The organism is Nonomuraea jabiensis (assembly GCF_014204795.1).
Classification (GTDB): domain Bacteria; phylum Actinomycetota; class Actinomycetes; order Streptosporangiales; family Streptosporangiaceae; genus Nonomuraea; species Nonomuraea jabiensis.
On the sequence record NZ_JACHMB010000001.1, the window covers coordinates 12,966,849 to 12,981,284 of the forward strand.

Consider the following 14,436-nt stretch of genomic DNA (forward strand, 5'->3'; position numbering starts at 1 on the left):
GGTGCGCGTCGGAGGGGGAGCGCGATGGCGGGGTTTCTGGCCCGCAGGCTGCTCAACTACGCCGTGCTGGTCGTAGTGGCCGCCAGTCTCGCCTACCTTCTGGCTGCCACGGCCCTGAATCCACGCTCCAACTACGCGGACCGCACGCCAAAGCCGCCGCCCGCCGTCGTGGACGCGCAGCTCACGGCGCTCAACCTCAACGACAAGACGCCGCTGCTGCAGCGCTACGCCACGTGGGCGGGCGGGGTGCTGCGCGGCGACTTCGGCAAGTCCGTCGCGGGCGCTCCGGTCAATGAGGATCTCAAGCGGCGCATGGGGGTGACGTTCCGGCTGGTCGTGCTGGGGATGCTGTTCGGGAGCCTGCTCGGGGTGCTGGTGGGCGCCTTCGCGGCGGTCCGGCAGTACGGCTGGTTCGACCGGCTCTCGACCGCGCTGTCCTTCGTGGTGCTGGCCGTGCCGGTGGTCGTGCTGGCCAACATGCTGATCCTGGCCGCCGCCTGGGCCAACGAGCACCTCTTCGGCCGCTCGGTGTTCCTGGTCAGCGGCGAGTACACCGACGGGCTGGAGGCCGGGTTCTGGGGGCACGTGGTCGACCGGCTGCAGCACCTGATCCTGCCGACGATCTCGCTGTCGGTGGGGCTCGTCGCGGTCTTCAGCCGCTACCAGCGCAACATGATGCTCGACGTGCAGGGCGCCGACTTCGTCCGCACCGCCCTGGCCAAGGGGCTGAGCAGGCGCCGGGCGCTGGTCAAGCACGCGCTGCGGACCGCGCTCATCCCCGTCGTGACCTATTTCGCGTTCACGTTCGGGGCGCTGCTGACGGGGGCGACGTTCACCGAGAAGATCTTCGGCTGGCACGGGCTGGGCGAGCAGCTGATCAACTCCATCTTCACCAACGACGTCAACACCGTCGCGGCCATCTCCCTTCTCGCCGCCGTCGCCGTGCTGTGCGCGGCGCTGGCCTCCGACCTGCTGCACGCGGCGCTCGACCCGAGGGTGCGGGCGTGATGACGCTTTCCGACGAGGAGCTCGCCGAGGAGCTGACCGACGGCACGGTCGCCACCGCGCCCTCCAGGCTGCGGGTGGTGGCCGGGCGGTTCTTCCGCTCCCCGCAGGGGCGGGTCGGGTTCGCGGTGCTGGCCGCGATGTTCCTGCTGGCCTTCGCCGGGCCGCTCTTCTCCAGGTGGACCTACACCGACAAGGACTTCACCGCGTTCATGCAGCCGCCGTCGGCGACCCACTGGTTCGGAACGCTCCAAACGGGGGCCGACGTCTACGCTGTCACGCTGCGCGGCATGCAGAAGTCGCTGGTCGTGGGGCTGCTCGCGGCGCTGATCTCCACGGCGCTGTCGGCGGTGGTGGGCGCGTTCGGGGGCTACTTCCTGGGGTGGACGGACCGGACGCTGAACTGGGTGACCGACCTGCTGCTCGTGCTGCCGGGCTTCCTCATCCTGGCGATCATGTCGCCGCTGTTCGAGGCCGGGCAGTGGCCGCTGTTCGTGGTCATGCTGGCGTTGTTCCTGTGGATGGTCACCTCGAAGATCGTCAGGGGGATGACGATCTCGCTGAAGGAGCGGGAGTTCATCCAGGCCGCCCGCTACATGGGCGTGTCGCCCGTACGGATCATCTTCCGCCACGTGATCCCCAACCTGTCGTCGCTGCTCATCGTGGACGCCACGCTCAACGTCAGCAGCGCGATCCTCACCGAGACCTCGCTGTCGTACTTCGGGTTCGGCATCCAGCCGCCCGACGTGTCGTTCGGGACGCTCATCGCCGACGGGTCCAGGACGGCGGTCTACGCGCCGTGGACGTTCTGGTTCGTGGCGGGGCTGCTGGTGGTCACCGTGCTCGCGGTCAACCTCATGGGCGACGCGCTGCGTGACGCGTTCGACCCCTCGGCGTCGCGGAGGAGGCGGCGATGAGCCCGGTTCTGGAGGTCACCGATCTCAACGTGTCGTTCGGCGGCGTGCCGGCCGTACGCGGGGTGAGCTACCACGTGGAGCCCGGCGAGGTCCTGGGCATCGTCGGCGAGTCGGGGTCGGGCAAGTCGGTCACCTCGGCGGCCGTCATGGGGCTGCTGCCGCCGGGGGCGCGCGTCACCGGGTCCGTACGGCTGCACGGCAAGGAGCTGATCGGCGCCCCCGAGCGGGAGCTGACGTCCTTCCGCGGCAAGACCATCTCGATGGTGTTCCAGGACCCGCTCTCCGCGCTCACCCCCGTCTACCGCGTCGGCGACCAGATCGCCGAGGCGGTGCGCGTACACCAGCGGGTCAGCAAGGAGACGGCTCTGGTCAAGGCCGTCGAGCTGCTGGAGCTCGTGGGCATCCCGCGGCCGGCCGAGCGGGCGCTGGCCTTCCCGCACGAGTTCTCCGGCGGCATGCGGCAGCGCGTGGTGATCGCGATGGCCATCGCCAACGACCCCGACGTGATCATCTGCGACGAGCCGACCACCGCGCTCGACGTCACCATCCAGGCGCAGGTGCTGGAGGTGCTGAAGAAGGCGCAGCGCAAGACCGGCGCCGCGATCATCATGATCACGCATGATCTGGGCGTCGTGGCCGGGTTCGCCGACCGGGTGCTGGTCATGTACGCCGGGCGTCCCGTCGAGGTCGGCGACGTGGACGACATCTTCTACGGGATGCGGATGCCGTACACGGTGGGCCTGCTCGGCTCGATCCCGCGCGTGGACCGGGGCGCGCGGCAGCCGCTGGCGCCCATCGAGGGCAGCCCGCCCTCCCCCGAGGCGCTGCCGCCGGGGTGCCCGTTCGCGCCGCGCTGCCCGATGAAGATCGACGCCTGCGACGAGGGCGAGCCGCCGCTGTTCGACGTGGGGGCGGGGCACCGGGCGGCCTGCATCCGCTGGCAGGAGGTACGCCCCCGCGAGCCCGTCCTCGTCCCCGTGGAGCCGGGGCGGCGCGAGCGCGGGGAGCGCACGGTGCTCGAGGTGCACGGCCTGGTCAAGGAATATCCGCTGCTCAAGGGCGCGATCTTCAAGCGCAGGGTGGGCACGGTGCACGCGGTGGCCGGGGTCGGCTTCGACATCCGGCAGGGCGAGACGCTGGGGCTGGTCGGCGAGTCGGGCAGCGGCAAGACGACCACGCTGACGCAGATCCTGGAGCTGGCCGCGCCCCAGAGCGGGCGCATCGTCGTGCTCGGACGTGACACCGCGCGGCTGAGCGGCCCCGAACGCAAGGCGATCCGGCGCGACATGCAGGTCGTCTTCCAGGACCCGCTGGCCTCGCTCGACCCGCGCATGACGGTGCACGACATCCTGGCCGAGCCGCTGCGTACGCACGGGCGGCGGCGCCCCGGGCGGCGTGTCGCCGAGCTGCTCGCCCTGGTCGGGCTGGACGCCTCCCACGCGGCCCGCTACCCGCAGGACTTCTCCGGCGGCCAGCGGCAGCGCATCGGCATCGCCAGGGCGCTGGCCCTGGAGCCCCGGCTGCTGGTGCTGGACGAGCCGGTCTCCGCGCTGGACGTGTCGATCCAGGCCGGGGTGATCAACCTGCTGGGCTCGCTGAGGGCCCGGCTGGGGCTGTCCTACCTGTTCGTGGCGCACGACCTGGCCGTCGTGCGGCACATCGCCGACCGGGTGGCGGTGATGTATCTCGGCAGGATCGCCGAGATCGGCCAGGTGGACGCCGTGTTCGACGCCCCGGCGCACCCGTACACGCAGGCCCTGCTGTCGGCGATCCCGCTGCCCGATCCGGTACGCGAGCGCGCCCGGGAGCGGATCCTGCTCGAAGGCGACCTGCCCAGCCCGGCCCACCCTCCGACGGGCTGCCGATTCCGCACCAGGTGCCCGAAGTTCCGCGGCCAGCTCACCGACGAACAGCGCAGGCTCTGCGTGGACGTCGAGCCCGAGGTGCGTCCGCTGGGCGAGGACCAGGGGGCGGCCTGCCACTACGCCGAGAGGCGCGAAGTCGTATAGACCTCGCTCAGACCAGGAGGAATTCTCTCGATGAAAGCATCACGTCTTGTCGTGGCCGCCGTTGTCACGGGCTCGCTGTGCCTGGCGGGGGGCTGCGGCAAGGGCACGGGGAGCGGGCCGGGGCGGGAGAGCGGCGGTGACGAACGTACGATCAAGGCCTACGACATCAACCCGCAGCCGCGCGACAAGGTCAAGGACGGCGGGACGCTGCGGTGGGGCATCAACGAGTTCCCCGCGCAGTGGAACCGGAACCACGTCGACGGCAACCTGGCCATGGCCGCCGTGGTCAGCAACGCGCTGCTGCCCTCGCCGTTCCATTCCGACGAGAAGGCGGACATCTCGGTCGACCGCAACTACGTGCTCGACGCCGAGGTGACCGACCAGCGGCCCAAGCAGGTGGTCACGTACAGGCTGAACCCGAAGGCGAAGTGGTCCGACGGGAAGCCGATCACCTGGGCTGACTACGAGGCCCAGTGGCAGGCGCTGAACGGGCGCAACCCCGCCTTCCACATCGCCTCGTCCACCGGCTACCAGGACATCGAGAAGGTGGCGCGGGGCAAGGACGACTTCGAGGTGGTGGTGACGTTCGACAAGCCGTTCGGCGACTGGCAGGCGCTGTTCGGGCCGCTGCTGCCCGCCTCCACGAACCGGACGCCCGAGTCCTTCGACAACGCCTGGCTGAACAAGATCCCGATGACGGCCGGGCCGTTCAAGTTCGGGGGGTTCGACCAGACGGCCAAGACGATCACGATCGTGCGGGACGACTCGTGGTGGGGGAACCGGGCGAAGCTCGACAAGATCATCTATCGGTCGTCGGAGCAGGACTCGCTGATCTCGGCGTTCAGCAACGGGGAGCTCGACCTCATCGACGTGGGGCCGTCGGCGCCCGACTACGCGCGGGCGAAGGGCACGCCGGGGGCGCAGGTGCGGCAGGCGGCAGGCCCCGATTTCCGGCATTTCACCTTTAACGGGTCCAGCGAGCTGCTCAAGGACCGCAACGTCCGGCAGGCCGTCCAGCTGGGCATCAGCCGCCAGGCCATCGCCCAGTCGGACCTGCAGGGCCTGGACTGGCCGATCGCCCTGCTGAACAACCACTTCTTCATGAACACCCAGGAGGGCTACCAGGACAACGCCGGGAAGCTCGGGGCGTACGACCCCGGTCAGGCGCGGCGGCTCCTGGACGCGGCCGGGTGGAAGCTGAGCGGCTCGTTCAGGCAGAAGAACGGCAAGGTACTCGACCTGCGGTTCGTGGTGCCGTCGGGGGTCCAGATCAGCAAGGCGGAGGGGGAGCTGGCGCAGACCATGCTCGCCCAGATCGGCGTGAAGCTGACCATTCAGGCCGTGCCCAGCGATGACTTCTTCACCAAGTACGTCATCCCCGGCAACTTCGACATCACGCCCTTCGCGTACATCGGGACGCCTTTCCCGGTTTCCAGCAGTTTCGGGATTTATGCTAATTCCGCCGATGGCAAGACCTGGAACGCGAACTTCGGCCGTACCGGCTCGCCCGCCATCGACCAGGCCATGAACCGCGCCGCCCAGAGCCTCGACCCGGTGCGGGCACGGGCGGCGGCCAACGAGGCGGACGCGCTGATCTGGCAGGAGGTCAACGTGCTGCCGCTCTACCAGCGCCCACAGAACGTCGCCGCCCGCCAGACGCTGGCCAACGTGGGGGCGCGCGGCTTCTACGACCTCCGCTACGAGGACATCGGCTTCACCGGCTGACCGTGACCCCGCGGAATCTGATGTGTCGGTGGCCGGGTGTAGAAGTGGACGCGTGACTACCATGCTCACCTGGCCACAGATCCTGGCGTGGCGCCTGCGCAGACAGTTCGTGAGCGAGCCGGACGCGCCCGACCCCGTGGCGGTCGCCCGGCGGCTGTGCGGTGTCCAGGCGCAGGTCGCCTCCTCGGCCCAGCTCGCGGTGGCGGTCCGGAGCGGCAAGCCCGACCCGGGCGGGATCGACCAGGCCCTGTGGAGCGACCGCACGCTGGTCAAGACGTGGATCATGCGCGGCACCCTCCACCTCCTCCCCTCCGGCGAGCTGGCCGACTTCTGCGCGGCCCTGGGCACGTTGCGCTTCTGGGAGAAGGGCTCGTGGCAGCGCGGCCACGGGGTCACCGCCGACGAGATCGCGGCGATCATCGACGCGGTGCCCCGCGCGCTGCGCGACGGGGCGCCGGGCGCACCTGCGCTGACCAGGGAGGAGCTCGTCGATGCCGTGGTGACCGTGACCGGGGACGCTCATCTGCGGGAGGCGCTCACGTCCGGCTGGGGCGCCCTGCTCAAGCCGCTGAGCCGCCTGGGCGAGCTCTGCTACGGCCCGCCGCGCGACGGCCGGGTCACCTTCACCTCCCCGCGCACCTGGCTCCCCGGGTGGCCCGCCACGCTGCCGCCGTACGAGGAGGCGGGCGTACGGGTGGCGCGCGCGTTCCTGGGGGCACACGGGCCGGCGACGCCGGAGATGTTCGACACGTGGCTGTTCGGCGGCGTGGCGAAGAAGACGGTGCTGAAGGGGTGGTTCCACGACCTGGCGCCCGAGCTGACCGAGGTGGAGACCGACGACGGCCGGACGCTGCTGGCCTTGACCGAGCACCTCGACGACCTCGCCGCCACCCGCCCGTCGACCGAGGTCCACCTGTTGCCGGGCTTCGACCAGTACATCCTCGGCGCCCCCCGCGGCCTCGCCCCGCTCATCCCGCCGCCCCTCAAGCCCAAGGTGAGCCGCCAGGCGGGGTGGATCTCCCCCGTGGTCGTGCATGAGGGGCGGGTGGCGGGCGTCTGGGAGGCCAAGAACGGCCACATCACCGTCGACCTCGCGGCCCCGGTCCCCCAGGGTCCGCTCGATGAGGCCATCACCCGCATCCGCACCCTGCTCCCCTGACCCACTCCCCACCTGCCCGCGCCGCCTGGCAGGGAGAGCGCCACGGGGACGCCCCCTCCCCGCGACGATGACACCCTCCTCAGGGCACCCGCACCATCGCCGTCACGCGCCGCCCAGGACGGTGCCCACGGCGTCCGAGCACGAGCCGCCACCGCCGTGGGCGCGCAGCATCGCCGCCGCACACGCCATCGCGCGGTGGCGAGCACGGCCGCCGCCACGCCCGCGGGCGAGCCGCCCCCGCCCGCCACGCGCCGCCCAAGGGGCCCAGCTCAGGGCGCCCGCACCATCGCCGCATACGCCATCGCGTGGTGGCGAGCGCGGTGGCCGACGCGCCCGAGGGCGAGCCGGGGTGGGTCAGGAGCCGGTGGTGGCCATGATGCGGTCGACGAGGCCCTGGGTGCCTTCCTGTCGCGCACAATGCGCGCAGCAGTACCAGTGCTCGCCCGACTGCACCCCATGCCCGATGACCTTGGTGCCACAGTGCTCGCAGATGGGCGCCATCGCCTCGATCGCGCACTGGAAGCAGTCAAAGGTGTGCACGGCTCCCTGCGCATGCACCTCGAACGCCATGTCGTAGTCGTTTCCACACGTCTCGCAGACAGCCATGGTGATCCCCCCTACAGTCACATTCCGCCGGGGGCATACCCCGTTCTATGGCCTCTCTTCCTCAAAGGGCCCCCAATTTCCCCAAACGTCCCCCGAAATCGATCAGCAACGGGCGAAACGGGCCACCTGCGGCAGACAGGAGGGTCGAGCAGGAGCCCCAGAACACCGCCCAGGCCGGGCACACCGCGATAAGCGGCATTCACCACAACCCCTTGAAATTTCGGTCAAGGCACAGTAAAGATCAACGTTGTCCTTTATTACCCCCTGCCGAAGGGAAGCTCGTGCTCACCCGAACGGTCATCGCGACAGCCTTGGTCGCGGCCGGGATCGCCGCCACCCCCTCCGCCGCGTACGCGGCCACGGCCCGCTACACCCCCGAGCGCGTCTGCGGCCCCGGCTTCCACCAGGTCAAGGACGGCCACCGGGCGATGAAGACCCGCGGGGGCGCGGTGTTCGGACACGTGTACCTGATGTACAACAAGCGGAGCGGCAAGAACTGCGTGGCCGCCATCAAGACCGCGTACACGGGCACCCGCACGGTCACCGGCGCCTACCTGGAGGTCAGGGGCGGCGGCAGGGCGGAAGACGTGCAGAAGTACCGCTTCTACGCCGAGACCGGTCACATCGACGGCAAGTGGAAGTGCGTGAAGTACGCCGGCTGGACCCGCGACCCCGACAACCGCGTCGAGGCCTGGGGCGGCCGCAAGACCTGGGGCAACTGCCAGGGCTGAGGTCCCCGTGACGGAGGGCGGGCGTCGCGCCCACCCTCCGACCGCTAGGGGCAGACGTCCTGGTACGGCACGCCGCCCAGGTACCGGGCCCACTCGCCGGGCGACAGCGAGCGCCCGGCCCGCGCGCACACCTCTTGCGCGACCCGTTCACTCCGCACGGGGATCGCGTGCAGGACGTCCTCCGTCCCGGCGTACAACGTCGCCCCGTCCGCGCTGAAGGCCAGCGACACCGGGTCTTCCCACAGCCGGTAGGACCCGCCGAGCCGCTGCCTGGCCTCGACGTCCCAGAGCTGGAGCGCGCCTTTCTCCGTGACGGAGGCCAGGGTCCTGCCGTCGGGCGAGAAGGCCAGCAGGAGGAGGTCGTCGGCGGCCCGGGGCAGGGCGGGGCTCAGCCGGGTCGGCCCGTCCACCGACCACAGCCCGATCCGCCCGGTGGCCGCCTCGTTCACGGCCATGAGCCCGCTCCGGCTGAACTCGATCGCGTTCGTGGGCCCGAACCCGGCCCCCACGGGCTCGCCGGTGCGCAGGTCGACGAACCTGCCGCCGAGCAGCGACGCGTACGCCGTGCCGCCCGGCAGCAGCGGCCCGCCCTGGTACCTGGTGTCGGTCGAGCTCAGCCGGCGGCCGTCGGCGGCGTCGAGCACCACCTCCTTGGCCACCGGGTTCTGGGGGAACACGACGTTCGTCGCCAGCCGCCGCCCGTCCGGGGTGAAGTGCACGTCAGTGAGGGCGCCGGCCGGGCCGGACACCCGCGTCGACCAGAGCTTCGTAAGGGTCCGCACGTCCCAGAGCGCGATCGTGCCGTCGGCGTCCGAGACGGCCAGCCTCGTCCCGTGGAACTCCTCGGGCTCCCCGTCGTCATCGCCGATGGGGAGGCTGCCGGTCTCCTTGCCCGCGTTCATGTCCCAGATCCGTAGCCTCTTTCCGGATTGGAGCGCCGCCCACCGACCGTCCGGGCTGAGGAAGGCCGGTCCCGGCATCGCCGTCGCGTGCGTACGCGACGCGAGGTCCAGGCTGACGACGGCGTCGTCCACGACGTACCGCAGCGTCCTGCCATCAGGGTCGAAGGCGACGTCCGCCGGCTCGCCCTCGGCGCGGTAACCGAGCGCCACCCGCCGGGTGCGCAGATCCCAGACCTGCACGTCCCTGCCGCGGTAGGCCGCGAGGTGGCGGCCGTCCGGGCTGAAGCGCAGCTTGCTCTCCGCTCCGCAGACCTCGCAGGTCAGCGGGTCGCCGAAAGTGCGGCCCGAGGCGACGTCGACGAGCGCGACCTCGCTCCCGTCGCCGCAAGCGAGCGTCCTGCCGTCCTGACTGAACGCCGCCAGGTCCGGATGCGCCACGCAGGCGCGGAAGGGCCGCTCCGGCCGCCAGCCCGGCAGGGAGAGCTGGTCGAAGCGGCCTCCCGGCAGCAACAGGTGCCTGCCCGAGGGGTCCACGAGCGGATCGTTCACCGCGACCTCGCCGCGCTGTTCGAAGACGCCCTTCCCGAACCGCCTGCCGGTGGACACGTCGAGCAGGTAAGAGATCTCCTGCCCGGCGTACACCAGCGTGAGCGTGGTCTCGTGCTCGCCGAACACGGCGGTGTAGACGCCCTCGAAGGCCCGGGGAATGCGCCGTTCGAGGAGTTTCCTGCCGGTCTTGAGGTCCCAGACGCCGAGTTCCTCAGTGGAGGTCTCGGCCAGCAGCCGGCCGCTGCGGCTCAGCGCGGGCGGGCCGGTGATCGTCCCGTTCACCTTCATCCCGGGCCAGCTCGCCGTGAGCTCGCGGGTGCGCACGTCGTACACATTGACCCCGCCCTCGCTGGCGCTGACCAGCGTGCGGCCGTCGCGGCTGAGCAGCCGCTCGGCCGAGCCCTTGACCGGCGGCTCGCGGAAGACGGCGGACTCCTGCTGCTGCAGCGAGGCGATCAGGCTGGAGCGGGCCTCCGGCTGTGCCGGAGAGACCCGCCAGGCGGCCACGCTGAGCAGCATCGCCAGGGCCGGGTCGACGGTACGCATGCGGTCGGCCTCGGCGGCCACCTGCTTGGCGGCGAGGATGTCGCGCTGGCGGGCGGTCTCCTGGCGCTGCCGGACCGCCAGCCCGCCGGCCACCAGCGCCACCACGAGCAGCAGGGCCAGCGTGACCGTGGTCAGCGTCCGGCGTCTGGCCCGGCGCCTGGTCAGCTCGGTGCCGGCGCGCAGGAAGTCACGTTCGAGCGGGGTCAGCGTGACGTGGCGGCGTCCGGTGGCGGCCCAGCTCAGCGCCTGTTCCAGGCGGCTGCCCTGGAGGGCGTCGGCATCGCGGCGGCCGTTGCCGGCCCAGTGGCGGGCCGCGGCGTTGACGGCGTTCAGCATGGCCAGGCCGTCGCGGTCGGCGTCCACCCACATGCGCAGCCTCGGCCAGGCGCGCAGCAGGCCCGGACGCGACAGCGCCACCGAGCCGTCCCGGTCGGCGATCACGTACGAGAACGCCTCCAGCACCCGCTTGACCGCCGCCGACTCGCGCTCGGAGCGCCCGCCGAACAGCTCCTCGTACCCGGCCGTCCGCCCCGCCTCGTGCCCGTCCTCGTCCACGGCCACCAGCCGCAGGAACACCTCGGCCGCGACCTCCCGCTCCTCGGGACCCAGCGACTCGTAGGCGTCCTCCGCGATCGTGCCGAGCGCGGGATCGGCGTGGCCGGGACCGGGCACGCCCCGGGCGGTCCGGCTGCCCGCCGCCAGCAGCCCCCTGGTGTCGGAGCCGGACCCGCTGACGAGCGCGAGCAGCAGGTCGCGGGCCGCGGGCCGGGCCGCCGGGTCCTTGTCGAGGGCGGCTTCGACCAGCGCGGCCAGCCGCGGGGGCAGCGCGCCCAGGTCGGGCCGGTGCGAGAGCACCCGGTGCATGACGCCGCCCAGGTTCTCGGCGCCGAACGGGTCGTGCCCGGTCGCGGCGAACACCATGATCGCGCCCCACGCGAACACGTCGGCCGGGGCGCCCGCCCGCTGCCCGGTGAACACCTCGGGCGCCATGTACGCCGGCGTGCCCGACACCTCGCCGGTCTTGGTGAGCGACATGTCGATCGTGCGCGCGATACCGAAGTCGATCACGCGTGGGCCGTCGGGCCCGAGCAGCACGTTGTCCGGTTTGAGGTCGCGGTGCACGACCCCGGCGTCGTGGATCGCGGTCAGCGCCGTCGCCACCGCCGTGGCCAGCCGGTGCAGGTCGTCGCCGCCGAACCGGCGCCCGTCCCGCACGGCCGCGCCCAGGCTCGGCCCCGGCACGTACTCCGAAACCAGGTACGGCCTGCTCCCCTCCAGGTCGGTGGCCAGCACGCGAGCCGTGCAGAACGACGACACCCGCCCCGCGGCCGTCGCCTCCCTGGCGAACCGGTCGCGGATCGCGCGGTCGCCGTTCGCGTGCAGCACCTTGACCGCGACCCGCCTGCCGTCGGCGTCGTAGGCGTCGTACACGACGCCCTGCCCGCCCGAGCCCAGCCGCCCCGCCAGCCAGTAATCCCCGATGCGCTGGGGATCCCCCGCTCTCAGCGCCTCCATGGCGGGTTAGATGACACCTTCTTCGCGGAAGTTGTCACAAATGGACGTCCTGTCCCGTCCTCCTACCAACGAACTGAGGAGGAACACATGACCCAGCGGATCAACGTCGCACAGCAGGTTCCGCAGGCGTACCACCATCTCGTGGCCGTGGAGGCGCTGCTGCACGAGAGCGAGCTGCCGACCACCACCCTGCAGCTGATCAAGCTGCGTGCCAGCCAGATCAACGGCTGCGGCTACTGCGTGGACATGCACAGCCGCGACCTGAAGAAGGCCGGCGAGAGCGACGAGCGCCTCTGGTCGGTGGCCGCCTGGCGGGAGGCGACCGTCTACACGCCTGCCGAGCGGGCCGCGCTCGCGCTGGCGGAGGAGGCGACCAGGCTGGCCGACGGCACGGGGGTGCCGGACGCGGTCTGGGAGGAGGCCGCGCGGCACTACAGCGAGAAGCAGCTGGGACTGCTCGTCGTCGGGCTGGCCATGATCAACGCGTGGAACCGGATCGGTGTCACGGCCCGGCTCACGCCCGGGGCATGACATTCGTAGAAATGCATTGAGAGAGCCGGTGATGGCCCGTTAGGTTGGCGCGCATGGCGGGTGACAGGCGCCCGTCATGCCGCCACCCAAGGGGGAGGCCGTGAAACGCGTCAGAGTCACGAAGTCGACCACCAAGCGGATCCCGAAGCCGGCCGTGGAGCTGGACCTGCGGACCCCGGCGGGCCGCACGCTCCCCTACTGACGTGCGCTCTTTACGCGGGATTTATCAGTCCTTCTGTAGATAACTAGGTAACAAAGTCATCACGGGGGGCTCACGATGAAGAGGCTTGTGGTGGTGCCGCCACATATCGCCAGGCACAAGGTCCGCGAGATTCGTTCGGCCGACCGCCGCAAGCAGCCCGCCGATCCCAAGGTGATCGACCTTCGGGCCTACACCGGCCGCAACGTCATCCGTTTCCCGGGCGGTCCGACCCCCGCCGCCTGAGAAACACCGCCCGGCTCGAGGCCGAGCGGCGGCCCTTCGAGGTCAGCCGTAGAGGCGCTGGGCGTAGGTCTCGCCGTAGTAGCTCTCGAGCTGTTCGAGGCTCTCCTCCACCTTCTGCACGTCCTTGACGAGCCTCGCGTGCGAGGGCAGGACCTCGGGCTCCCAGCTGTCCGGCTTCCACAGCGAGGAGCGCAGGAACGCCTTGGCGCAGTGGAAGAAGATCTGCTCGATCTCCACCACCAGCGCGAGATGCGGGCGGTGGCCCTTCACGATCATCTCGTCGAAGAACGGGGCCTCGCGGATGAGCCTGGCCCGGCCGTTGATGCGCAGGGTCTCGTTGCGGCCGGGGATCAGGAAGATGAGCCCGACGTGCGGGTTCGTCAGGACGTTGAGGAATCCGTCGGCCCTGCGGTTGCCCGGCCGGTCCGGGATGGCGATCGTGGTGTCGTCGATGACGTGGACGAACCCGGCCGGGTCGCCCTTGGGCGAGACGTCGCAGGTGCCGGCCTCGTCCGACGTGGCTATCAGGCAGAACGGGGAGGCCGCCAGCCACTCCCGGTCACGCTCGTGCAGCCGTACGCGCTCCTTGGTCGCCGCCCTCGGCATGACCTCGCCGAGCAATTCGCGTAGTTCGGCCTCGGACCCGATCTCCACCCAGCTCATCTGCACTCCCTTCGAGGGTTCCCCCCATTCTGGCAGGGAGCGCGCAGATCACCAGCGACGGGCGTTCGCCATCATGCCCAGGTGCGCGTCGCGTTCCACGGCGAAGCGGACCGGGTCCATGCCCTGGCGCTCGGCCCGCAGGTGCAGCATGGTCAGCTCGGTCGCCGCCTGCTGGTAGTCGCTCATGGCCCGGCCGAGCCCGGCGCCCCTGGCCCACTTGCGGGCCGCCTTGCGGCCCGACAGCGTGCTGAGCATCCTGACGTCGGCCTCCGTGATCAGCCCGGTCTGCTGGTAACCGGGCAGGTAGAGGCCCATCCTGGTGACGAGCTGGCGGCGTTCGACGACGGTCACGGCGATCAGCAGGATGAGCGCCGCCATGATCACGAGGTACGCGGCGGCCACCCAGGTCAGGGAGCCCGTGGTGGCCGAGCCGTTCCAGAGGCCGTGCAGGAAGACCGCGCCCAGGTAGCCGAGCGGGATCGCGGCGAACCTGGCCGCGGTGCGCCGGGTCAGGGCGTAGGCGACGCCGAGACCGATCATGGAGGTGTAGATGGGGTGGCCGAGCGGGTCGATGAGGCCCCTGATCACGAACAGTTGCAGCGCCCCGCCGGCCCCGTCCTCGTTGTAGGCGAGCAGGTAGTAGCCGACGTTCTCCACGGCCGCGAAGCCGAGGCCGGCCATGGAGGCGTACACGATGCCGTCGGTCAGCCCGTCGATCTCCTGCCGCCGGCGCAGGAGCAGCAGCAGCGCCGAGCCCTTGAGCGCCTCCTCGATCACGGGGGCCAGCAGGACGGTGCCCACGTCGTTCACGACCGCCTCGCCGAACCCGGCCCTGGTGAACAGCGCCTCCCCCACGAACGACAGCGCGAGGCCCAGCACGATCGCCACCCCCGCGCCCCAGGCGAAGGCGAACGCCAGGTTCAGCTTCGGCTCGGGCTCCAGCCTGTCGAGCGAGAGCACGGCCGCCAGCAGCACCGGCAGCGGCGCCACGCCCAGCAGCGCGGACAGCGCGAATCCCACGGGCCCGCCCGACAGCAGCATGAAGGTCAGCACGATCAACGCCAGGGCGCTGGAGACGACCAGGCCGATCAAGAGGGCCTTGCTGGGGCGCTGGACTGGCATCGTGGTGCCTC

Annotated in this window: 12 protein-coding genes; 8 read left to right on the forward strand and 4 right to left on the reverse strand. The window is 71.1% G+C overall.

Annotated features, from left to right (window positions below):
• Positions 1–24 precede the first annotated feature (24 nt).
• The 5 genes from HD596_RS59095 (at position 25) to HD596_RS59115 (ending at position 6,815) form a co-directional block, all read left to right on the forward strand.
• Positions 25–1,008, forward strand: coding sequence for an ABC transporter permease (locus tag HD596_RS59095; protein ID WP_185078031.1), 984 nt, complete (start codon positions 25–27; stop codon positions 1,006–1,008).
• A complete protein-coding gene (locus tag HD596_RS59100; protein WP_185078032.1) occupies positions 1,008–1,922 on the forward strand; it encodes an ABC transporter permease in 915 nt (304 codons plus the stop codon). Before HD596_RS59095 ends, HD596_RS59100 begins: the two co-directional genes overlap by 1 nt.
• Positions 1,919–3,931, forward strand: coding sequence for a dipeptide ABC transporter ATP-binding protein (locus HD596_RS59105; RefSeq protein ID WP_185078033.1), 2,013 nt, complete (start codon positions 1,919–1,921; stop codon positions 3,929–3,931). Before HD596_RS59100 ends, HD596_RS59105 begins: the two co-directional genes overlap by 4 nt.
• Positions 3,932–3,961: 30 nt before the next feature.
• Entirely contained in the window at positions 3,962–5,656 is a 1,695-nt protein-coding gene (locus HD596_RS59110) for an ABC transporter family substrate-binding protein (protein ID WP_185078034.1), read from the forward strand.
• Between the two features lie 61 nt (positions 5,657–5,717).
• Complete coding sequence (locus HD596_RS59115; RefSeq protein ID WP_185079434.1) at positions 5,718–6,815, forward strand: winged helix DNA-binding domain-containing protein; 1,098 nt, start codon at positions 5,718–5,720, stop codon at positions 6,813–6,815.
• Positions 6,816–7,169: 354 nt separating this feature from the next.
• Here HD596_RS59115 and HD596_RS59120 read toward each other — a convergent pair whose 3' ends face one another.
• Complete coding sequence (locus HD596_RS59120) at positions 7,170–7,421, reverse strand: metallothionein (protein ID WP_185078035.1); 252 nt, start codon at positions 7,419–7,421, stop codon at positions 7,170–7,172.
• 281 nt (positions 7,422–7,702) lie between these two features.
• On the opposite strand from HD596_RS59120, the gene HD596_RS59125 reads away from it, so the two are divergent.
• Complete coding sequence (locus HD596_RS59125; protein ID WP_185078036.1) at positions 7,703–8,152, forward strand: hypothetical protein; 450 nt, start codon at positions 7,703–7,705, stop codon at positions 8,150–8,152.
• 44 nt (positions 8,153–8,196) lie between these two features.
• Here HD596_RS59125 and HD596_RS59130 read toward each other — a convergent pair whose 3' ends face one another.
• A complete protein-coding gene (locus HD596_RS59130) occupies positions 8,197–11,664 on the reverse strand; it encodes a WD40 repeat domain-containing serine/threonine protein kinase (RefSeq protein WP_185078037.1) in 3,468 nt (1,155 codons plus the stop codon).
• An 87-nt stretch (positions 11,665–11,751) separates the two neighbouring features.
• Between HD596_RS59130 and HD596_RS59135 the strand changes: the two genes are divergently transcribed.
• Both HD596_RS59135 and HD596_RS59140 read left to right on the forward strand, forming a co-directional pair.
• Positions 11,752–12,195: a carboxymuconolactone decarboxylase family protein gene (locus HD596_RS59135; protein ID WP_185078038.1), complete on the forward strand. Its 444-nt coding sequence runs from the start codon at positions 11,752–11,754 to the stop codon at positions 12,193–12,195.
• Positions 12,196–12,472: 277 nt separating this feature from the next.
• Complete coding sequence (locus tag HD596_RS59140; protein ID WP_185078039.1) at positions 12,473–12,640, forward strand: hypothetical protein; 168 nt, start codon at positions 12,473–12,475, stop codon at positions 12,638–12,640.
• 42 nt (positions 12,641–12,682) lie between these two features.
• Here HD596_RS59140 and HD596_RS59145 read toward each other — a convergent pair whose 3' ends face one another.
• Both HD596_RS59145 and HD596_RS59150 read right to left on the reverse strand, forming a co-directional pair.
• Complete coding sequence (locus tag HD596_RS59145) at positions 12,683–13,303, reverse strand: pyridoxamine 5'-phosphate oxidase family protein (RefSeq protein WP_185078040.1); 621 nt, start codon at positions 13,301–13,303, stop codon at positions 12,683–12,685.
• A 48-nt stretch (positions 13,304–13,351) separates the two neighbouring features.
• A complete protein-coding gene (locus tag HD596_RS59150; protein ID WP_185078041.1) occupies positions 13,352–14,425 on the reverse strand; it encodes a PrsW family intramembrane metalloprotease in 1,074 nt (357 codons plus the stop codon).
• Between the last annotated feature and the right edge of the window lie 11 nt (positions 14,426–14,436).

Excerpts from the sequence above, each read along its gene's own strand:
- HD596_RS59120 (WP_185078035.1), bottom strand. The coding sequence starts at position 7,421 with ATGGCTGTCTGCGAGACGTGTGGAAACGACTACGACATGGCGTTCGAG.
- HD596_RS59105 (WP_185078033.1), top strand. The coding sequence starts at position 1,919 with ATGAGCCCGGTTCTGGAGGTCACCGATCTCAACGTGTCGTTCGGCGGC.
- HD596_RS59150 (WP_185078041.1), bottom strand. The coding sequence starts at position 14,425 with ATGCCAGTCCAGCGCCCCAGCAAGGCCCTCTTGATCGGCCTGGTCGTC.
- HD596_RS59140 (WP_185078039.1), top strand. The coding sequence starts at position 12,473 with ATGAAGAGGCTTGTGGTGGTGCCGCCACATATCGCCAGGCACAAGGTC.
- HD596_RS59115 (WP_185079434.1), top strand. The coding sequence starts at position 5,718 with ATGCTCACCTGGCCACAGATCCTGGCGTGGCGCCTGCGCAGACAGTTC.
- HD596_RS59100 (WP_185078032.1), top strand. The coding sequence starts at position 1,008 with ATGACGCTTTCCGACGAGGAGCTCGCCGAGGAGCTGACCGACGGCACG.
- HD596_RS59145 (WP_185078040.1), bottom strand. The coding sequence starts at position 13,303 with ATGAGCTGGGTGGAGATCGGGTCCGAGGCCGAACTACGCGAATTGCTC.
- HD596_RS59095 (WP_185078031.1), top strand. The coding sequence starts at position 25 with ATGGCGGGGTTTCTGGCCCGCAGGCTGCTCAACTACGCCGTGCTGGTC.
- HD596_RS59135 (WP_185078038.1), top strand. The coding sequence starts at position 11,752 with ATGACCCAGCGGATCAACGTCGCACAGCAGGTTCCGCAGGCGTACCAC.
- HD596_RS59110 (WP_185078034.1), top strand. The coding sequence starts at position 3,962 with ATGAAAGCATCACGTCTTGTCGTGGCCGCCGTTGTCACGGGCTCGCTG.
- HD596_RS59130 (WP_185078037.1), bottom strand. The coding sequence starts at position 11,664 with ATGGAGGCGCTGAGAGCGGGGGATCCCCAGCGCATCGGGGATTACTGG.